General features: G+C 47.3%; 17 protein-coding genes. 3 read left to right on the top strand and 14 right to left on the bottom strand.

What is annotated here, in order from left to right; genetic code table 11:
- Nucleotides 1-30: 30 nt before the first annotated feature.
- From ACV7NC_RS08595 to ACV7NC_RS08585, 3 genes are read right to left on the bottom strand one after another with little or no spacing between them, the layout of a single operon-like run.
- On the bottom strand, nt 31-915 hold the full coding sequence (locus ACV7NC_RS08595) for an NAD-dependent epimerase/dehydratase family protein (protein WP_458152109.1): 885 nt from the start codon (nt 913-915) through the stop codon (nt 31-33).
- Nucleotides 912-1,823, bottom strand: a complete 912-nt coding sequence (locus tag ACV7NC_RS08590) for a glycosyltransferase family 2 protein (RefSeq protein WP_458152108.1) — start codon at nt 1,821-1,823, stop codon at nt 912-914. Before ACV7NC_RS08590 ends, ACV7NC_RS08595 begins: the two co-directional genes overlap by 4 nt.
- Nucleotides 1,824-1,845: 22 nt before the next feature.
- On the bottom strand, nt 1,846-2,769 hold the full coding sequence (locus ACV7NC_RS08585; RefSeq protein WP_458152107.1) for a glycosyltransferase family 2 protein: 924 nt from the start codon (nt 2,767-2,769) through the stop codon (nt 1,846-1,848).
- A gap of 80 nt (nt 2,770-2,849) precedes the next feature.
- Between ACV7NC_RS08585 and ACV7NC_RS08580 the strand changes: the two genes are divergently transcribed.
- The gene (locus tag ACV7NC_RS08580) at nt 2,850-3,089 is read left to right on the top strand and encodes a hypothetical protein (RefSeq protein ID WP_458152106.1); all 240 of its coding nucleotides are present in this window, start codon (nt 2,850-2,852) and stop codon (nt 3,087-3,089) included.
- A 60-nt stretch (nt 3,090-3,149) separates the two neighbouring features.
- On the opposite strand, the gene ACV7NC_RS08575 is transcribed toward ACV7NC_RS08580, so the two are convergent.
- From ACV7NC_RS08575 to ACV7NC_RS08530, 10 genes are all read right to left on the bottom strand, one after another.
- Nucleotides 3,150-5,252, bottom strand: coding sequence for a hypothetical protein (locus ACV7NC_RS08575; RefSeq protein ID WP_458152105.1), 2,103 nt, complete (start codon nt 5,250-5,252; stop codon nt 3,150-3,152).
- Nucleotides 5,237-6,313, bottom strand: coding sequence for a glycosyltransferase family 2 protein (locus ACV7NC_RS08570; protein WP_458152104.1), 1,077 nt, complete (start codon nt 6,311-6,313; stop codon nt 5,237-5,239). The genes ACV7NC_RS08575 and ACV7NC_RS08570 overlap by 16 nt, the downstream gene beginning before the upstream one ends.
- A 9-nt stretch (nt 6,314-6,322) precedes the next feature.
- Complete coding sequence (locus tag ACV7NC_RS08565) at nt 6,323-8,269, bottom strand: HAD family hydrolase (protein WP_458152103.1); 1,947 nt, start codon at nt 8,267-8,269, stop codon at nt 6,323-6,325.
- A 24-nt stretch (nt 8,270-8,293) separates the two neighbouring features.
- Nucleotides 8,294-9,346, bottom strand: coding sequence for a glycosyltransferase family 2 protein (locus tag ACV7NC_RS08560; protein WP_458152102.1), 1,053 nt, complete (start codon nt 9,344-9,346; stop codon nt 8,294-8,296).
- 72 nt (nt 9,347-9,418) lie between these two features.
- Nucleotides 9,419-10,327, bottom strand: coding sequence for a glycosyltransferase family 2 protein (locus ACV7NC_RS08555; protein ID WP_458152101.1), 909 nt, complete (start codon nt 10,325-10,327; stop codon nt 9,419-9,421).
- Nucleotides 10,328-10,386: 59 nt separating this feature from the next.
- The gene (locus ACV7NC_RS08550) at nt 10,387-11,166 is read right to left on the bottom strand and encodes a PIG-L deacetylase family protein (protein WP_458152100.1); all 780 of its coding nucleotides are present in this window, start codon (nt 11,164-11,166) and stop codon (nt 10,387-10,389) included.
- Complete coding sequence (locus ACV7NC_RS08545) at nt 11,132-12,313, bottom strand: glycosyltransferase family 4 protein (protein ID WP_458152099.1); 1,182 nt, start codon at nt 12,311-12,313, stop codon at nt 11,132-11,134. The genes ACV7NC_RS08550 and ACV7NC_RS08545 overlap by 35 nt, the downstream gene beginning before the upstream one ends.
- A 13-nt stretch (nt 12,314-12,326) precedes the next feature.
- Nucleotides 12,327-14,156, bottom strand: a complete 1,830-nt coding sequence (locus ACV7NC_RS08540) for a GNAT family N-acetyltransferase (protein WP_458152098.1) — start codon at nt 14,154-14,156, stop codon at nt 12,327-12,329.
- A gap of 3 nt (nt 14,157-14,159) precedes the next feature.
- Entirely contained in the window at nt 14,160-15,419 is a 1,260-nt protein-coding gene (locus tag ACV7NC_RS08535; protein WP_458152097.1) for an ABC transporter ATP-binding protein, read from the bottom strand.
- 1 nt (nt 15,420) lies between these two features.
- Nucleotides 15,421-16,251, bottom strand: a complete 831-nt coding sequence (locus tag ACV7NC_RS08530; protein WP_458152096.1) for an ABC transporter permease — start codon at nt 16,249-16,251, stop codon at nt 15,421-15,423.
- Nucleotides 16,252-16,764: 513 nt separating this feature from the next.
- Between ACV7NC_RS08530 and ACV7NC_RS08525 the strand changes: the two genes are divergently transcribed.
- On the top strand, nt 16,765-19,377 hold the full coding sequence (locus tag ACV7NC_RS08525) for a beta strand repeat-containing protein (RefSeq protein ID WP_458152095.1): 2,613 nt from the start codon (nt 16,765-16,767) through the stop codon (nt 19,375-19,377).
- 135 nt (nt 19,378-19,512) lie between these two features.
- Nucleotides 19,513-21,048, top strand: coding sequence for a class I SAM-dependent methyltransferase (locus ACV7NC_RS08520; RefSeq protein ID WP_458152094.1), 1,536 nt, complete (start codon nt 19,513-19,515; stop codon nt 21,046-21,048).
- A gap of 56 nt (nt 21,049-21,104) precedes the next feature.
- On the opposite strand, the gene pyrF is transcribed toward ACV7NC_RS08520, so the two are convergent.
- Nucleotides 21,105-21,803, bottom strand: coding sequence for an orotidine-5'-phosphate decarboxylase (pyrF, locus tag ACV7NC_RS08515; protein ID WP_458152093.1), 699 nt, complete (start codon nt 21,801-21,803; stop codon nt 21,105-21,107).
- Nucleotides 21,804-21,820 lie beyond the last annotated feature (17 nt).

Genomic DNA, 21,820 nt, shown 5'->3' with positions numbered 1-21,820 from the left:
GCGAAAATACATTGCATGGATATGAATTGTTTACTGCTTGAATGAACATGGCAGATCTGCTGCCATGATTTTAAACCGTCTGGGTGTAATGTTAAGATCCCGCTGCGCTTCCGAACTATCGAACATTAAATTTTGATTCATCCTTTCAGCCATTGCTGGCGACCAATTGCGATAACGAGGCAGCCACTTCAATCCCCAAAGTGCTAGTTTAAATAGTCCCATTGGCACCGTGAACATTCTTGGGGGAAGATCCAGCGCTTCGAATACGCGCCGGACCATTTCCCGAAATGATAATACTTCTCCACCGCTAAGATTATAGGAACGATTAGTCAAATTTAAAGTATCAAGTGCTCTACAACAAGCCAAAGCAACATCTTCGACGTGAATAGGTTGCCGCAATCCCTGCGCAGCGCCAAACAAAGGGAAAAAACCAAACCGGCGGATGAATACAGCGATTTCACTGATATTCTTATCGCGTCCGTATCCGTAAATCAATGTGGGCCGCAAAATAATCCAATCAATTTTATGCCTGGTTGCCCATGCTTGCACTTCACCTTCGCCCGTTATCAATTGCTGCACAATTTTCTTTTCTAATGGATCGGATGAAATTTCCTTGGTAAAGCGGCTGGTGGAAGATAATACTACAACTCGTTGTGCGCCGTAGGCTATTAGTAAATTAAAGTATTCGGGTAAAGCCCAGATGGGAGCCGCGCATAACCAATAGGGAATGGGATCATTATCATAGCCTGCCGGGCGGGGTGCATTAATCTGTTTCCAAGTAATTTGCGGGTGACTGTGAGTGATTGCGCGCCGGGAAAACGCATTTACATGCCAGCCATTTTGCACCAATTGCCGCAGGATGCATTCACCGGCTAAACTGGTCGCACCCAAAACTCCCGCTTGTTTCTCATTCATGTCCGGGTACCCATTTTCGGTAACATTCTGAGAACGTAATAAATGACGGTGACGCCAAAGCGGAGCCATATGCCTGCCGTCACAATGGCCATCAATCCAATAGGATATTGCTGACGGAAAAATTTTTTATAGAACCGTGCCATGCCTTTATGTTTATGCCAAGCAACAAAAAAAGGCCGGGAACGGCTGCAGGTGCCTTTATGATGTATTACCGGCGCATCCGGCACAAAAACGATTTTCCAGTTTTTTTGTTTGAACCGCATGCACCAATCCAAATCTTCGCAATGCAGAAAATAGTGATCATCCCAGGAACCGACATCATCAATCGCTTGACGCCGCACCAGCATCAATGCGCCGGAGATCGCTTCCACTTCGACAGGTTTTAGGGGGAGAGGCTGTTGATCCAGATGAAAATCAAAAAACACTTTTGGCCAGAATTTTGCCAAACGATATAAACCGAAAGCGCGGACAAAAGCCCGCCACGGCGTAGGAATGGCACGCCGCCCGCCGCCCTGTTCGGAACCGTCGGGGTTAACAAGATACCCGCCAACCATGCCGATCCGCAGATCCGATTCCATTACTTGTACCATGCGCTGTAATGAATTTTCCTGCAGGATGCAATCCGGATTCAGGAAAAGAATATAAGGTTGCGTTGATGCGCTAAGGCCGGTATTACAACCGGCGGCGAATCCGTGGTTATGGGGCAAACGAATGATTTGGAAGTGATCGTTGGAGGAAAAAAGGTGCTCGAGCTCCGTCAGACTTGAGTCGGACGAAGCATTGTCAACAATAATGACTTCCCGCGCTTGGTCACGAACAGCGTGCACGCACTGACTCAGCAGCGAGCCGCCGTTGTAATTGACGGTGACGATGGATACCGGTTGACGGTGATCTGTTTTATTATCCATCTGGATTAATAATAAGCAATTACTAGAGTTTTCCGCTGCGATGATTAAATCCGTGCCACAGGCCTTTCAACATCATTTGAAGATTGGAAAGGCGGTTGGGTGAAAATATCGTAAAAAAAATAAAAGCCGACAGAATGCGCAATTTATCCGCTCGCTTCCAAGTATCGGGCATATAGGCGCGTTTCCAGAGTAACACGCTATTCCGGAACATATAGTAATAGCGAAACGGCTGGTGGAACGCGATGATTCTCCACCGACCCAGCCAGATACGAATCTGGCGTTCTCCCAAAGCGTGGGACATGACCGCACGACACGCACCGAATACTTCATATCCTTTGGATCGTGCTCTGAAGCACCATTCGGTATCAATGTGATCGATAAAAAGCTCTTCATCCATACCGCCGATTTGATCCAATGCCTGGATCGAAATCAAGGACCCGGAAGATATCAGAAAATCGGTGGGTACGTAATCGTTGTGTGCCTCACAATGAATCTTTGCGAGACCGAACGGCGTTAACCGGGTAAAAGGTGCTAACCCTTGATGAGTTTGGTTTCGATAGCTCGCGCCGACTGCGGCAACCTGTTTTCCCAGATGGAACAGGCTCGCATGAACCCGTCGTAATTCTTGCAACATTGCCGGTTCCGGAATGCTGTCCTGATCCATCAGCAGTACAAACACCGCACGCAACTTGCGTGCAATTGCAATACCGGCATTATAGGCTTTTCCCAATCCAAAATTTTGGTGCAATGCCAGGAGGCAGAGTGCATCGGGTTGTGTTGGCCGCAATTGTTGCAGTATCGTCGCAACTTCCTTGATTGAACCATTGTCGACGATGACGATGGTTTTAACCTGATCAAGCAATGCGTCAATGCTGGCAATCAGCGTTTTTTCGTCAGGGTTATAAGTAACGATAATCGGTACGATGTCCTCATACAATGGCTTCAATGTATATGTTCCTGTCTGTAACTTGCGGGCGTTTTAATCTCTATCGGGTTTAATTCCTCGCCCCTTGGGGCGTAAGCTGGTTGAAAACCAGCGGTTTGAAGAGCGCATTTAATACCTCGCCGCTTGCGGCGGGGTGCTTTATTGGTGTTTTATCCATTGTGAAAAAATCGAGGGCCAGCGGAACAAAAAGGGAAAAATCGGATAGCAGCGGTGTATCAGCAGGATTAGCACAAAATCCATCCATTGTGGCATTACAGGTAGTTGTTTTTTGGGGTTCCTGGAGAGGAAGCAAGAGATTCTATGAATCAAAAAAATTTTGAGTAACTGCCCACTGGGACATGCATTAAGATCGAGCTGGTTGTTAAACAGTAATTTCTTAATCATTTTGATTTAAACAAATCGTAAAGTCTCAGAATGGTATTGAATCCCGGAAAGCTCAGCGATGCGACAGTGCCATATTTCCAATTGGCGTTTTTCAATGTCCGGATGAAATTTCTTGGTTTTAACAAGACGCTTCTGTTGTTGAATTTTTCATGCTGAAAATTCATGGTATTTTCTGTGCCGAAATCTTCCGAATGTTCTAGTTGCATGAGCTGACTGCACTCTTCAGCAGTTGGAAATGCGACCGCTCTCTCCGCCAAGGTGAGTATGAAAGGCTTGATATCATCAAGGCGATAACCGGTCAAATCAATTGCACGCGCAAACTCGCTGGTAAAATCCAGGACCCCGGCTTGAATTTCAGCAATGCGATGATTGTTAGTCGATTCAATATTGCCAGTGTCACCGGATGGCGGTTTGAAAATGGGTATTATCGTATCGCTTTGTTGATCGAATTGGTAGCCGATCGTGGTGGGGTGAAGCGCACGCGCACCTTCTTCAAAGATTTCTTCAAAACGGCTAAAAATATCCCCTGGTCTGGTTTTGTTCCGTTCATCGCACAGGATTCCCAATAGGGTATTTTTTTTAGAGTCAAACTGGTATTTTCTGCCGCCAATGAATCCGAAATAAAGTCCCATTACATGGGGATAATTTTCATCTTGCCCAAAAGCTTCTTGCAAAAATTTCTGGCTCGTGCCATTCCAGCCGATATCCACGATCGCTATTTTTTTTTCAGTAAAAAATTGTTGTTGTATCAAATACTGCTGTAGTAATCGCCAGTTCTTTTCAGCATGCTGCCGAACTGTCGTTTGGAAATCCCCGTCATCCAGCATTTCTCTGAATTGAACCGATTCCCAATCGGCAATAGGCTGCCGGATTTCAGGATAGCCGTGATTCCGGCAAACCGACGTAAATGCATCCGGCGGTAGGTTAAATGCTTGAAAGATCGAGTGCCATCCTTGTTGTTTGGGATTGAATAACGGGGTGATCGCCACTTCATGACTTAATCCGCGGTGTGCTGCCGCAGAAGCAGTCGATTGCCGGGATACATAAAGATAATGCGCGGATGGTATTTGATCCGGCTCAAAAAAATCAGGGCAAAGCTCATTGAATAGCTTCATGAACAACTCGCCTTCCCTGGCCAGGAAGAAAACCCGCTTGATATGGTGTTGTTTTACTACTTCGATAACACCCAGAATAAAGGTTGCATAGATCGGTCCTAAAATTTCATAACCATAGTTAAAGTGAAACGACCGGGCGGCTGCAGGACGGATAAGTTGCATTAAATGGCGGCCACGCCAGTAAGCGTTTTTTTGGGCGAGGTGGCGGTAAATCCGTATGGTTTGAGTTTGTCTGCTGTAGGCGATGTCTTCATAAATAACGGTAGGGATACTCATTGTTGCCGGTACCCGCGCATTGGATGGGCGAGCACTGCGGATGTAAAACAATTCATGCGGGTGTAGCTCTTGTTGCTGCAATAGGGCTGTAAAAAATTGCTGTGACTGATTTACGGAATTGTGCGGCGGATAAACATAAACGTGATCAAAGTGAACAGCAGATCCTTGACGCTTGAAGATGTTTTGTAAATGCGCGGGATCAAAGGGCATATCGGAAATGGCGATAACTCGTATGTTTTGATAATTGAGCCATTCCAATATCCTGGCTATGTCGAGCCTGGCAAAAAATGTCTCGGTTTCAACCGCAAGCAGGTGTGCGCTGATTCTTTCGGTGAGTGCGGTTATCCGGATCTGGTCGTTTTTTATTAAATCGTTGGCTAATGTTTCTGCAAAACCGGTAAATCGATAGGGACTAAATGGTTGTGCATTTATCGCTGAGGGTTCTGAATTATTTTCAATTATTTTAAACAATTCGATGATATCTTCAACGGTGCGATCGATGTCGAAACGATCCATCAGGGTGCGGACGATCCGGCGGGCTAACATTTTATGGTAGTCCTCGATCGTAACAGTATCCCGTTCCAGAACGGTATTGAAAATATCTATCGCGATGGCTTTTATTTGCGGACTATGCCGTTCGATTTCTATGCGTAAATCTGCTGCGGTACGAATGACTTGCGGGCGCTTGGAAATCACGTTTTTGACCACTTTGACACGAACCAGCGATAAGGCGCGGTCATCATGCGGCCGATTCGATAACTGTTAGAGCTTTCGAATAACGCCAACTGTTGCATCAACAGTTCGCAGCGGTCGTGCAACTGATGGTGTTGATGTTGCAGTTGATGATATTGATGTTGCAGTTGATGATATTGATGTTGCAGTTGATGATATTGATGTTGCAGTTGATCATATTGATGACGTAACGAATCAAGATGTTGATTAAAGTTATTCTGTTGAATCTTTTTGATGTAATTGTCGACTTTACTCAAATAAGCAACGGGCGTGCGCAGTTCATCACCGAAGTATTTACTGATCGATTGCTTGATAAAATAACGGGTTTCGATATTGGCGAGAAGCCGGTTTTCTAAAATGGTATTGCTGGAATGCAAGCGATAATTGAGTAACTTCTGATTAATCAGGAAGGAAAAAGTCTGCGGATTGATCAGTGCTGCGCGGAATACATAATCATAATCGAGAATATAACGAAACGGCCGGAAGCCGCCGATCTTTTTTGCCAAGTTCATGCGCAAGAAAAAATTGGACGATGATATTGCATAATTTCCGGTAAGTAATGTGGCGGCTGGCGATGAAGTTTGCTGATATTTTCGTTTGAGATCTTCATACCATGTCAGCCACCAATGGGAAGAATCGGCGATGATTTCGGAATGCTCGTTAATCAAATTGATATCTGAAATAACGAAATCCAGATTACTGTCCTGTAATGTGTTTAGTAGAATTTCCAATCGATTGGTGATAAACACGTCATCGGAATTGATAATAGCGAGATATTCGCCTTGCGCTAATGAGATGCCGCGATTGAGCGCATGATGGGCGCCTTGATTGGATTGCGTGAAATAGCGGATGCGCGAATCTGCAAATTCCAGAATCACCTTTTCAGTATCGTCGGTGGAACCATCATTGACAATAATCAACTCGATGTCTTGCAGCGTTTGTGTCAGCACACTGCGGATCGCCTCAGCTACAAAAGCCTGGTGGTTGTAGGCCGGCATGACAACGCTGATGAGCGGTTTATTCAGTGAAGTATTCATGGGATGGGTCTATGCATTGCGCAGGTCGAATGCTTTTTTCCAATAAGCGCGCTGCCGTGCTTCGCGAAATTCCTTGCCACGTTTGCGGATAAGGTTGTCCGGCAACTTTTCAGCGATGAATAAACGTTTGCTGGTATCGGAGGCTGTGTCGGAATGGGTTAGTTCACCCAGCATATTGGCTTCTTCCCAGGATGGATCGTTGACCAAACGGAAGAACGGGTCGGCCCATCGCTGGGAAACAAAGCTATCGATACCGATTGCCAGAACTTGCGGTAAAACCCGGTCGATGAAATCCAACGCACCGCTTTGCACGCGCTGGGCTAATTCCTGGACCGCCTGATCCGCTTTGTTTTCTTCGAGCACCGGAACAATTCGGCCATCTTGCTCACGGTAACCGAGCGTAGTGCCGTGAGGGGCCATCAAAGCGAACTCGAGTAATTCCACGCCGCCGTTGATAAGGCTCTCACACAGTTCCGCCGGTTTATTCTCATTAACCAGGTAGCCTTGGTAATTATTTCTCGGTAAATAATTTTGGGACAACATGTCGAATGTTCCCAGATAGTATCCATAAATTTGGAAATCCACCCGCGTGAGTTGTAGCAACCTGGCGAATCCGCCTTGCATGTTGCCAGTCCAGCCGATATCAACTATTCCCAAATTCGTCGCTCCCTCGGCAAGCTCGTTCACATAGCGTAGTGGGAGTGAACGGATTCTTTTGGCTTCGAGAAGAATATTGTGCCATAGCGAGTTCAGTAAACCGAGCATCCGCGTATCTCCGTTGGAGACCATTTCATCTTCTGATTCAAATCCAGCTTGCTTAATTTGCAGCAAATGAAGATTTGGATTGATACCCAGTTTACGGAGGTGATAGCTAACCGAACGGGTTATTTTACCGCTGAATAAATGTAGAACGCGGTTTGGTGGCATATCCACAAAACTAGGAAGCAGTAATGCCGCGCGAGAAAAAAAACAATATTTTAACTCAACCTGTCGACCGAGTAATTCTTGATAGCGTTCAAAAATGTTATGAAATAAATAGGCGTCACGGGCAAAAAACAACATGCGTTCAATACGATGCCGACGTGCCAACTGCGTCATCCATAAAACTTTTCCGAGAATGAGCGGACCGAATATTTGCAGTCCGGCATCTTCCCAGAAGTCATACGTTTTTTCCATCAGCAACTGTCGGATCGAACCCGCCATCAGCGACCATACATGTCCGTCTTGTGCGGGTTTCTGCAACGGTATCCGAAGCCGGGGTTCGACACGGTCTTGTAGATAATTGAAGAATTCCGGTTGAATGCCGATTTTTTTTGCAATCTTGACATCCGCATGTGCGTTGTCACCAAAGTGAATCACATCGTGCGGTTGCGCGGAGAAATGCTGCAGTACTTCATGATACATGGATCCTTCATGCTTGCTTTTGCGCCGGTCTCCGGAAACCAGCAAGGTGTAAGGCTTGATATAGCCGCATTTCGTCAGTAACTTTTCGATGAAATCAGGCGGAAGATACATATCCGAGCATAACACGATGCGCCGGTCATTTTGCCCGGCCAATGGGAAAAGCATCTGCATGATTGGATTCGGATGGCAGAACTGCTCTTCCAGCTCCAGCTCCTGTTCGATCAGATATTGTCGCTGTTCCTGCGACAAGTCGAGATGTTCCGCAAGGACGTCATAAATTTCCTGTAATCCAACTTCCGGCGTACCAAGCGTTGCTGTTAATCGAGCTCGTGCTTCAGTTTCCGCCGCGATCCTTTTGTGAGCAAAACCGCTCGCAATTTCCGGATACATCAAGCCGAAATCATTGTGCCGCAACCTGGCCGAGAGGGTGTCAAATAGATCTGTTGGCCGATGGACGGCACGATGGATCAACGTGTCAAATATATCGAACGAAACAATCTTGAATTTCGTCAGTTTGGCCGTGTAATGTCTGAGTAACTCGTCATTATTCATGCGCGATCTATTCCTGAAACACTATTAATTACCACCGCGGCTGATATACCAGGCCTTAATATGATGCACCGTATTGCGAAGGCCCTCCGAGCGTAAAATTTGAAAAAATTTTTTAATGCTGGCAATTTTCTGATCGGACAACAACCACAGCCCGATCAATTTAAAGAAACGCCGCATGCGGATTGCCTGGCGTGGCTGAATTGATTGAGGGAGTGACTGTGTGGTCTCAGTCAACGAGCGCATTCCTTGCTGCAAGGCGATCATCATCCCGATACCAAATCGCCGGTCCTGGATGTCTTGCCGCAACCATTCGTTTTTAAGCATCTTGGCGTACAATTCATGCTGACTCTTGCCAGCGTGGATGGTATTGCCGTATCCGCTCTGATCCGTAATTCGGTGATGATAAAACGCTAGAAATTGCGGGATGATGAAAATGTCATGGCGCGATAACAAACGGATGTTGAAATCCCAGTCACCGAGGACGGGCAAATCCGCTCGAAAAAAACCGATTGCTTCTGCTGCATCATAGCGGAACAGTAATTGAATTGGCGCAAACTGGTTATCAGCCAATAGTTCGGCAAATGACACGAATCCGCGTTTTCCGGAACTCCAATAAGGTTCGGTTCTGTCGATATGAACGATGTTGCCTTCGACCCGTTCATAAATGACATTTGCAAGGGTGACGACACCGGCAACTTGTGGAAATTTTTGACGGATATGCTCGATTTCAGCAACAGCGATCGTCAGAAATTCCGGCGCCCAGCTGTCGTCATCGTCATGGATCGCCAGGTAACGTGTTTTAATCGATTGTATGCCTTTGTTACTGGCAGCTTCCATACCGAGAGAAACTGGATTGTGGATGACGGACACTCGGTCACGCAATTGTACTGCAAAATGATTCACGAGCCGGTCAACCGCCGCAGGATCGCCGCCATCATTGACAATTACCAATTGCCAGTCTTCGTAGCTTTGATTGACGACGCTCTCCAACGCCCGTTTTAATAGCACAGGCCGGTCCTTTGTGCGCGTGATGATGCCGACGGTTGCGTCTAAGTTGAGTACCTCAGTGTCTATCATTGTTCCTCTATCAATTGCGGAAAGTGATTAGAAAATATTCTGATTGAATTAAGAATGTTTTTGTACTTAACATTAATCACTCGTCAATATTTTCTTGAAAAGCGAACTGATAGCGCGCATTGGTCTGGTTATGCGCCAGCTGGTGGAATTCATCAATGCTACAATTTGATGATCACGATCAGCGATAATCTGCTCGAGTTTCAGTCGCGCCTGTTCACTAGCGATAGCGGTTTTATGGTAACGAGCGTATTCCAGAACGGACCATAATGTGTCATCGCTCCAGCGCGAGATCCATTTTCTGTATATTGCGGTCATCACTTGCCGGGTACGGACCTTGTTGTCTCGTATGCCCGATCCTGCGCCCTTTTGAATACGATAAACCGCTCCAATTTCCGGAACGAATTTGAAATTACCCATTTCCGCTAATTGTAGCCAGAAGTCCCAATCTTCGCATAGCTCCAAAGCAACATCAAAGTGAGCGCCGTTATTCAATGCTTTGCGTTTGAACAGTACGGCATGAATCGGAATGAAATTTTCAATGCGCAACTGGATGGGGTCGAAGTTTTCGGCGTAACGACTGATTTCTTCGCCAAACTCGTTGATACATTGTATTCCGGCATAGGCGGCGATGGCAGCTTCATTGCAGGAAAGAATCTGCTGTAATATTTCAATGTGATGCGGTAAGAACCAGTCATCGTCGTCGAGAAAAATCAGGTAATCGCCACTAGCAGCGTGCAATCCGATATTGGCAGCTTGGCAGCGATTCAGAGATTCCTGATTATTCACTACCCGTATCGGGTGATTGCCGCATTCAGTGCTCAAAGCCCTATGATTCTTGCCAAACGCATTGACAATAATAATCTCAATATTTGGATAGGTTTGCGCGGCTATAGAATCCAGTGCTTTTGATAGCGTTGGTCGATCCATGCTACGGATGATGACGCTCACAAGAGGATGCACAACGCCGTTTTCTACAGGCATCTTGGAATTCCGGAATTATTTAGGAAAGAAAACACTTAAACGCGTGAGGTAAGCCAAGTTTAACGCTTCAATAGGCTTTCAAGATAGAGCCGTAAGTTTAGCATTTTTTGTTGTAAGCTTTCAAAAGTGGCTTTTTTTTCCACTTCGGTAAAAGCTTCGGCATAATTACCGTCTCGCTTGCCAGGCAAGTAAAGACCCCGGTAGCTCGCTAAACCCAAACTGGCGGAAAGATAATCGCAATGCGCGAGCGGTAAGGCGTAGCAGGAAATGGCCTGCCGCTTGATTTCGATCACACTGCCGATGTCGATGACATGGGTAGCAGGCAGCGGGCACCAGATTTCGTAGATGAATGCACGCCCCGATGTTTTCCATTTCTTCCAGCAGGATAGAACGGCTTGGCCAATAGCGACATGATCGCGATGATAATCAAGCACCGAAGGCACGAACAGCCAATCCGGTTGAAATTGCTGTAGTAAATCGCGGACTTTGTTTTCAAAGCGAGTGGAGTTACGAAAATTCCCGTCGGGCTCATCGAGAAATTCGATATCGTCAATTCCCAGCACTGCCAAGGCAGTTATCGCCTCCTTGCGGCGAATGGCGGGGGCATCGGCGTCCAGGCTGCCCGCGCCTGCGCCATCGGTGACGAAAACAACTTTTATCGCACATTGTTTCTGCCGCAGCAACGCCAAGGCGCCGCCGCAACCTAGAGTCTCATCATCCGGATGTGGCGCGAAAACAAGTACGGCGCCATGTTCAATCGGAGTGAGCATGGCTGGTAAGGGACACAGATCCAGGCGGGCGATTCTAGCTTGCTGCAGCTTGGCGATAAATTGTTTCATAGTGATCGGTGATTTTAGCGATATCGGGCCACGCTTCAACTCTTGCCCGGCCTTTCCGGGCAATCCTTTGGCGCAGTGGAGCATCGTTTAACATGCGCTGCATCGCTTCTGCAAGCGCATTGGTGTCGGGTGCGGATAATAATGCGCCATCGCCGGTAACTTCCGGAACGCCGCCTACTGCGGTGCACACCGCGGCAGTGCCTGCGGTTAGCGCTTCCAGATTTGCCAGGCCGAACGATTCCGACGCCGAAGCGCTGACATACAAGTCGGCGGCGCAAAGATACAAACCGATATCGTCGGTGACCGCGAACAGGATTTCACGTTGAAATTGCAGTTGCCGTGCCTGCTGTTGCAATAGCCGGTGATCGCCTTCGCCGAGGATGACCAGTTGCAGATCTTTTTCCAGAGTCAATTTGGAGCATGCTTCGATGAGCATGGCAAACTGTTTCACCGGAGCGATGCGGCCAACGCTGAGAATATAGATAGCGGTATCATCCCAGCCAAGCCGCTGCCGCGCTTCTTGACGGCTATAGCGATTGACCGGTGGCCGGGCATGTACGATGGAATGCCAGTTATCAGGAAGTGGAGAAATTCTCAAGTCGTTCGCAATCTGGTTAAGGCACCGGCGAGTCGGCGCGATTACCCAGGATGCAGCGCGCAATGTGCGTGCTTCCCAGCGGCGGATAATATGCATGACGCTCGGATTCATGTGCACGCCGTCTTCATGAATTGCTTGCGCATAGCAGCCGAAGCCATGTTCGGTGATGCCCCAAACGATGGAGCGGCCAGAGTAGAAATGCAAAAAAAAACGCAAGCCGGCGGCGATAAAAGGGTCATGACAATGCACGTGCGTATATCGCTGCGTGGCTGAAAGTTTGGCGGCAAGGCGTCCCATGTTGAACCGTTCCAGCAGAACTTGGAGCAGCACGGGGAAATTCGTACGTGTCGGCCATTTGCCAAACAGGAAGGAGCCGATAGCAAAACAGCGGCGTTGCCAAATTAAAGCACGTTGTCCCAAGTCAGCTTGGCATAGATAATCGATAGCAATTCCGCGGCAGCGAAACTCCTGAAGCAAAGGCGCAAGGCTGCGGCCAAGGCCGTAGCGCTGGTCGGCCCTCGTCTCGCGGGTAACCATGAGAATTTTCATGAATGCGGATGGTTCAACGGAAATCCATGTCTCCGGACATGAGCCACCAACGGTCGCGTAACAATTCGATGGCTGGCGCGCAGTCCCAGATGCTGGCTGGAATGCGGAAATCCAAAGCTTGCTGGATGCCGCCAGTGGCGGCAAATGGTGTTGCAAAATTTTCCGTGATCCGGCAGTAAAGCCGTCGATGGCCGTTGATGCCCGCCAGCCGCCTGGCGTGTACAATTAATTCAGGAATTTCGTTGAGCGCTGCGACCAGATCGACTACTTCGCAGCCGCTGGAATCATGACGCAGCACGATAATTCCACGCGCTTTTCCGCCAAAGCGGCTTTTTACGAGTACGATTTGATAGTGATTCGAGGGGTGATTCAGGTAACGATACTGCAAATAAGACCAATCGCGAATGCCGACGAGAGACTCGGATAAATCATTAGCCATTTGCTGCCAACAATGGTTGACAGCGCCAGCGGCATAATGATCGTCTGCTTGGTCAATTGCGTACAGCCGGGACTTGATGCGTGGCCATTTCGGTAGCGGATTCCAGGAGAATTCGGCCATTCTTCCGACTTCTGCATATAATCCATGGCGTTCCGCAACTTTCATGGCACGTTCGTTTGGAAAACCGAATCCCAATAAGTAGGGTTTGTTGTAGCCGATGTAGCGTTCCAGGAAAGTCGCGGCCATCAGGAAGAAGGGGCCTTTTTTCGTCAATGTGCCACGCTCACTGCTATCCACCATGACATCACCGATTTGCACCGCAGTTTGCGGTTGGCCAAAGAAAAGAATTTTTCTCGCGATACCGCCATAATGAGCGATTAATTGACGCTCCCGCCACACGCCGATTTCCCGTCCGGGGATGGAATTGTATTTCCAATGCCAGATTGCCGGGGTCATGTCATGGTTGAATGTTCTCTTGAACAGCTCAAACAGTTCCGGGATCTGATTTTTTTTCAGAAGCTGTAAACGCCATTTCGGTTGCGTTTTTTTTCTGAACTGCAAGAGCGCATAGCCAATTTGATTGTTGCTGTACAAGCCGCGGCAAGTCCGGTTGAATTGTTCGAGCTCTGCAAGTTGTTCATGACTTAGTGACAAATCCTTGATTAATCGTTGCCGATGCGTGGCGACGAGTTGCAGCAGATAATCCAGTGCCGATGTGGCTCGAGCGGATAGATCGGTGGTTCCGATGAGTTCAAAACCGAACCGGCCGGCCAATGTGATCAGATGATCAAGCTGTGGAAGTTTCTTGATATTGCATGTTGTTGCATCGTTTTTCAGCAGGAATTCACCCGCTATCAGCAGATGCCCGGAGAGTGCCAGCAAATCTTGCGCTTTGTTGAGTATTGTTAACGGTTCGATAGCTTGTGTTGCGTCTCGCAACAGCATGGCAGTGAAACTTTCCTGCTCCGCTTTATACGTCTCCAGTGCCTGATTAGTAACAGGAATATCCGTTGCTGAGAAGCCCTGAGGATAAGCTGTCTGCTGAACAGCGGGGGGCATTTTCTGGACTTTGTAACCGTGTTGGTTTAGCAGTGACGACACGGTGCTCAGATCGGCGCCGACTTCGAGGATCTGGCCCGGGGGCGGTGGTAGTTTGTTCAAAATCAAATCCGCAAACTCTCGTTGTGCTGCGAGAAAATGGGGAATGCGGGTAGGGAATAGGCCATCATAATACTCCGCGGCTTCGCCTTCTTGCAGCATCGTGGCGTACGCGTACACGTTTAACGGAAAGGGAAGATTCCTGTATGGTGGCGGCAAAATTGCGCCGGTGGACACCCCATGATCCGTGTGCCGATACAGCTGCAAATCCGGTTTGATTATTTTCTGCTCTACTGATTTCGTCATACTCTAACCATTCAGCGTATTTTCCCATCGATGCGGGATTGCAAAATAACCCTGTAAGCGGCCTGATTGTTTGACTTGAAGCGTTGCTGCCGCAACTGCGGTATCGTATATGTGGATGCCGCGTTCGCACATTAGATAGATATTAATCAGATAATCACCTTTCAGTAACGGTATTTGATCTAATTTAAGACTGACTGCGCCCATTCCTTCCGCTGTCCGTTCCAGCATAAACTGATCTTCCCACGTGGCTGCGCTTGCAATCGTGCGGCCATCCGGTGTTTGCAATGTCATTGCAACATTGGGACAAGGCAGCAAGGGATCGGAAGCGAAGGCAATCGAAACTTGCACGTTGGATTCACCGCTCATGATGATAGCATGCTGTGCGCCCGTATCAATTTCTTGCAGCTTTACTTTCAGCAACCGGGCAGTGCCGGCAGGTTGTTCAGTACTTTCTGTGGCGATGGTGCTGCTGGTCGGGATGGCAGGCGCTTCACTTGCGGAGTTAGCGGTATTCCGGTCAAGAAATGCTTGATAGGCTGTCACGACTCCGGCTGAGTCGCCATCCATCATTACCCGGCCGTGATTAATCCAGATCGTCCGGACGCACAGCGATTCCACCTGGAATAACGAATGCGAGCAAAACAAGATGGTTTTTCCGGCATCGCGCATTTGCATGATGCGCGCAAATGATTTACGGGCGAAAGCGCCGTCACCGACCGACAAAGCTTCATCAATCACCAGGATATCAGGGTCCACGTTAATCGCAACGGAAAAAGCCAAACGCACATACATGCCGCTGGAATAGGTTTTCACCGGCTGGTCAATAAAATCCCGGACACCCGAAAAATCGATAATGTCTTCCATTCGATCGTCAATTTCTGTTTGACTCAATCCCATAATCACCGAGCTCATCAGAATGTTCTCACGCCCGCTAAATTCCGGATTGAAGCCTGCGCCAAGTTCCAATAACGCGGCAATCCGGCCATTGACTTTAACTTCTCCGCTGGTAGGTGTGAGTGTGCCGCACACCAATTGCAACAACGTGGATTTACCGGAGCCGTTCTGACCGACAATTCCAACCACTTCTCCAGGCATAACGGTTAAGTTGACATCATGCAGCGCATGCACTTCACGAAAAAAAGCCCGTAATCCTAACCATCGGTGAGGCCATAAAAACTGCTTAAGCCGGTCTTTGGGATGCTGATACAACTGATAGCACTTCGATAAGTTACAGGCTTTTATCGCCGGCTCGGGATCAACCATATTAAAGGACATCTGCAAAACCTTTCCGGGTTTTATGAAACCAGATTAATCCTGTCCAAGCAACGAAGGCAGCTAGAGCATAATACGCGCTCAGGCCTATCCAGTCAGGCGTTTGACCGTAGAGAATGACGCTTCGCGCTTGTTCGATGATGAATGTTAAGGGATTCAGGAATAAATAATCGCGAATGGATTCCGGCAGCGCCGAAGCAGGGTAAAAGATCGGACTCAGAAACAGCAGCATGGTTAAGACCAGGCCGATAAATTGGCCAATGTCGCGTACAAAAACACCGATCGAAGTGAGTATCCAGGACAATCCCATCGTGAGTAAAACAAACGGTAGCACAATGATGGGCAGGAATATCATCGTTAAATGAACGGGATGATTAACGACCAACAAAAAAATAATCAATACCAGGAAGCTGATACCAGCGTGGAACAGGGCCGATCCGAGAGAAACCAACGGCAAGACTTCGAGAGGAAATATTACTTTTTTCACATAATTAACATTCGATAGTATTAATCCGGGCGCTCGGGATAAGCATTCAGAGAATAAATTAAATAGAATCAAACCGGTAAACAGCAACAGTGCGAAGGTGAATTTATCCTCGTAAATATCATTAGCTTGCGGTTCGAGCCGCACCTTAAAAACAACACCGAAAACGAACGTGTAGATAGCAAGCATCAAAATGGGATTGATGAATGACCATAATATTCCCAAAAAAGAGCCGCGATACCGGCCGATGATCTCCCGCTTGATCATTTGCACGATCAACGGGCGGTGTTGCCACAGGTTAATGATATTACCTGGAGAAGAGAATTTGGATTGCTGCAAGAAATTGAATAAAGAATATAACAAGAAGCTTGTGTGTATAATATGCGAAAAATAAGAATCAATAAAGGTTGTTCGGAAGTCTGCATTAGATAATGCCAAGGTATGGATGTTGTGTTGTATAATAAGCCATCTTCTTGAACGCTTGTGTTTTTGCGATAAAGCTTGGGGTGTGGTCATTTACCATATTTTACTGAGCGTCGGTAGTCGGGATTCGCAATTCAAGTTGGAAAAACCGTCCGCCTTTATGGTTTTTCAGATTAATGACCTAAAATCATTGCTGTTATTCTTCACAAAAATGTTGCAAATTAGCAACAATTCAATAGAAAACTTCCGTAGCAGACTTGCATTGAGAGATTGTTTTGGGCAGAATGCACTTTAACTTGGCTTTTGTGGTAATTTCTGCTAGGGAAATTGCTGGTTTCGCAGAGGTTGCAAAGAGACATAGTGAAAAGTGAAAACTTGCAAGTAATTTACTTTCGTAATTAATTTTAATTTTTATCAAGGGAGCTCCCCATGGCTATAAATGATGCACAGAAAACAGAAATTTTGAAGGTTGTTGCAGGTTTGTTCAATGCAGCACCGGGCGGGGTTTATCTGACTGATTTGGCAAATTTTGTTTCGAATGGTGGAACCATTCAGCAGTTGTCTAACGCGTTAGCAACTCTCCCGATTTTTACTACAAACATTTTGGCCGGTAAAGTTACCGTTGAAGATCAAGTCGATGTGCTGATGAAAAATTTTGGTTTGACGGATGGTGATGCAGGTACTGCGGGTGCGCAGGCGCATGACTATTTTCATGATCGCCTCGAAGCAGGCGATAGCTTTGGCGACATCGTCTACGATGCGGTAACTTTTCTATCAAATACGACAGACGAGGTATTTACCGAAGCTAAGACCTTGCTGGAAAATAAAGCCAAGGTTGCGGATGCTTTTTCTAAAGTAAGTACTTCGACCGATTTTGATACGCTACAAAAAGTTTTGGGCAACGTGACCGGTACAGCGCCTTATACAGATGAAGATGTGCAAGCGATATTGGATGGATCTGGCGGAATTGGAAAAACCTTTACGCTTACCGTCAATCAAGACAGCGGTGCGGCTTTCACTGGTACTGCAGGGGTTGATGTTTTCGAAGCTGCTGCGCAGAATGTTTCCGGCACACTGACCAATACACTGCAAAGCGTCGATTCGATCGATGGGGGCGCTGGTGTTGATTCTCTCAATGCAACGCTGGTTGAAAATGCCACAGTGGCTTCGACAATCAAAAATATCGAGAAGATTAACGTACGGTTTGCAGATGGTGGTGCAAAACTGGATTTGGCCAACACCACTGGCGCAACCACAGTGACCGTTATTGACAGCACCACGGCTGGTACTGTAAATAATATCGGTGATATCGCGTCCTTGGCTGTCAAGAATCAGAAGCAAAATGTAAATATCGGCGGCACAGCAGGCACTGCGACTACGATCGCTTTGGATCTGAATACGGTTGGCACCGATACGGCAGATATTGTTTTGGATTTGGGTAAAGATAATGCCAGCAAAGTGACCACCGCCAATATCACGGCAAATAATGCCTATGTGGATGTTAATTCGACGAATGCCGATGCGATTACGACTGCAACGATCGCTGCGTCTGGTGACAACGCTCTTACCTTTACCGACAGTGGTGCATCTTTGACCAAGGTTACTATTACTGGCAGCGGCTCGGTGGATCTGACAGGCGCGGCGCTGGCAGCAGTTACAACCTTCGATGCTTCCGGCTCGACAGGCGCTATCAAAGCCGAGCTTACCGCTGGTAAGGCCGTAACCATTACGACGGGTGGCGGTAACGATGTGATTGATGCCGATGCAATCGCTACGACCGGCTCTTCTGCAAATTTGGGCGCGGGTAACGATACGCTTTTCGTAGGCGCTAACTTAGCGGCTTTCGATAAGGGCGTGAATGGCGGTGACGGTACGGATATCATCAATATTACCGATGGTTCTAAATTAGATTCCACCACTTCCAAGTACATTACTAGTTTCGAAACCCTGGATGTTTCCGGCGGCAAAGGGGATTACGATGTTTCGTTGAACAGTTTTTCTACGGTGCAGATCGATGAAGCGATTGCCGGTGCTTTGGCTGGTGACATTGATTTCAAAAATGCACCGGATACTTTCGTATTGAACATTGCGAGTGAAGCAGAAACAAATGCAGGTTTCGATGTTGTGAAAAATATTACCGTGACCGGCAAGGACTATACCGGTACGACTGCCAAAGGAACCGCTGAATCCTTTACTCTGGTTGCCACGATTAATGACGGCAACAAAGATAATGGGGCCGATGGTGATATTAATGCACAAACTGTGACAGTGGCTGGTGTTGAGAATTTAACGATCCAAGCTAAAGTCGGCACGTTAGATGGTGGTACCGATGCATTGAAAGCTTCGGAACATACGCTGACCGCGAAAATCGTTGCAGCCGAGGCTGAAACTTTAACGATTACCGGCGATGCTTCTGTCGATCTTTCCGGCGCAACTACCATCGGTGTGGTAACCAAGGTAAATGCAAGTGGTTCGACTGGAAATGTGACGATAGACTTTTCTACACACGCTAAAAGTGTTGCCTATACCGGTTCCGAAGGAGTGGACACCTACACAGCAACGGCGACCGGTGACACGATTTATTCCGGTAAAGGGGCTGACGTGATTGATCTGACAGCATCAACAGGTTCGGCTCGCGATACCTTCGTATTAAAAGCTGCGACCGATTCACAGCTTACCGATACCAGCAAAGACGGTAAGATTACGCTTGGTGCCGATACAGGTTTTGATGACATCACCAAGTTTGATATTGGTGGTACCGCGACAACTGATCGCTTAGATCTCACCAATTTTGGTTTCACGGGTGTGCAACGCGGGGTCGAGAATGTTAGCGCGATAGTTAGCAATACAACCGATCTAACCAACATTGCTGATCTCTTTAGTTCTGTGGCCGGTGATCGTGGTGTAGCTTACACACTTATTGGCGGCGATAGTTACGTATTTGTCGACGCTAATAAAGACGGGAACTTCACGGCTGCTGACGATATAGCTATCAAATTAACGGGTATCACCAGTATCTCTGAAGTTGACATCAACTTCTAATCAATAAAAGGCGGGCCCCGGCTTTGCCTTTAAGATGAAAATTAAAACCCCGTCTTCTTGTAAAAGAAGCGGGGTTTTTCATTGCCGATAATCGGCTATCATTTCAAAAGCATAAATTAAGTAGAAGGAATTTCGATGACCGACTGGACCGCAGGGTACGTGGCTGATATCGAGTACACGTACGGGTATTACACTGAATTGAATCCGCAGCGACTCAAATTGCCATTTCTCGCAACTGGACAAGTATTACCTGAAGTGGGAACAGCATGTGAGCTTGGATTTGGTCAGGGAATAAGCATCGCAATTCACGCAGCTGCATCGCAAGTATCGTGGTATGGAACAGATTTTAACCCAAGCCAAGCTGGCTTTGCTCAAGAAATAACAGCTGCTGCTGGTACAAATGCAACGCTTTACGATGAAGCATTTGAAGATTTTTGTTCTCGCGCGGATTTGCCTGAATTTGACTATATCGGCTTGCATGGGATATGGAGCTGGATAAACGATCAAAATCGCCATGTCATTGTCGATTTTCTGCGGCGTAAATTAAAAATTGGCGGGGTATTGTATATCAGCTACAACTCACAGCCGGGATGGGCGGGTATGGTGCCGATGCGCGAGTTACTTAACTTACATACGGAAGTCATGGGTTCCAGCGGACAGGGGATCACGAACCGTATTGATGCGGCATTAGACTTTGTGGAACGGATGCTGGCTACCGATCCGCTTTATAGCAAGGTCAATCCACAGCTAGTTGAACGTATCAAGCGCATGAAAGAACAGAACCGTCATTATCTGGCACATGAATATTTTAATCGGGACTGGCATCCAATGTCGTTTGCTCGTATATCAGAATGGCTTTCGGCTGCAAAACTTGGTTTTGCATGTTCCGCGCACTATACCGATCATGTTGACGCCGTGAATCTCAGCGCAGAACAACAAGCCCTTTTGCAGGAATTACAGGATACTACATTTCGGCAATCAGTCCGGGATTTTATGTGCAATACACAATTTCGCCGTGATTACTGGGTTAAGGGTGAGCGCCAATTAGGCACATTTGACCGAGGTGAGCAACTCAGAGCGCAGCGCGTCCTGCTGACAGCGGAGAAATCATTGGTAGAGTTAAAAGTAGGCGGTGCACGCGGCGAAGCGACACTCAACGAAAATGTTTACCGTCCTATATTAGACTTGCTGGCAGATCATAAGCCACGCAGCCTCGGTCAAATCGAGCATGAAATGAAAAGAGAGGGACTGGTGTTTGCGCAAGTGCTGCAAGCAGTTATGATATTGACAGGTAAAGGCGATTTGGGGGCGGTGCAAGAAGATACAATCAGCCATAAAGCGAAGCGGACCACAGATAAACTGAATCTTACCTTTCTAAATAAGAGTCGCAGCAGCAATGATATCGCTTACCTTGCAAGTCCGGTGACCGGCGGCGGCATCTCTGTTAACCGCTTTCAGCAATTATTTTTGCTGGCTCGTAATCAAGGATTCAAGCAACCGCAAGAATGGGCTAAGTTTGTCTGGCAGCATCTGGAGATCATGAATCAGCGGCTTACTAAAGAAGGCAAGAGCCTTTCAACATCCGAAGAAAATATCGCCGAATTAACGCACCAAGCAGTTGTGTTCTCGGAAAAGCGCTTGCCTATTTTGAAAGCGCTGCAGATTGTGTAATCCGGTCATTAGCTTGAATGCGTGAAAGTAATAACTCAGAAGATGTTAAATTTAATTCACACTTGCAAAAGCGCGATTTCGGCATTAATCCGATGACATGCTTGGAGCGGATCTTGTGCTTGCGTGATTGGCCGGCCGATTACTAAATAATGGGCGCCATTGATAATGGCCTGAGTAGGAGTCGTAATACGTTTTTGATCGCCAGCCTGACTATCCGCAGGCCGTATTCCGGGTGTAACCAAGCAGAAGCGATGCCCCAATGTTTGACGAAGTTGAACCGCCTCTTGAGCGGAGCAAACAACGCCATCTATTCCGCAATCATTTGCCAAGTGCGCCAAGCGCCCAACGATATCAGCAGGTTGACCTTGTAAACCGATTTCTGCGAGATCTTCCTTATCCAGACTTGTCAGTAAAGTGACCGCGATTAATTTCGTTGATGGTGTCTGTATTGCATCACGTGCCGCCAGCATCATTTTCCGCCCGCCTAACGCATGTACATTCACCATCCATACGCCGAGCGCAGCAGCGGCTTTACATGCTTGCGAAACCGTGTTGGGAATATCGTGGAATTTCAAATCGAGAAAAACATCGTAACCTTTGGATATAAGTTTTTCCACAAATCTGGGGCCAGCTGCAGTGAAGAGTTCTTTCCCGACTTTCAACCGGCATAATCCCGGCTCCAGTCTGTCAATCAATTGCCACGCATCCGTTTCACATGAAAAATCCAGTGCGAGAATGATGCGTGATTCAGGCATGCAAGAATAGAAAAATC

It is taken from the genome of Nitrosomonas limosa (assembly GCF_054188085.1).
The sequence above is the reverse complement of the archived record's forward strand: the minus strand, read 5'-3'. Positions and strand labels throughout refer to the sequence as shown.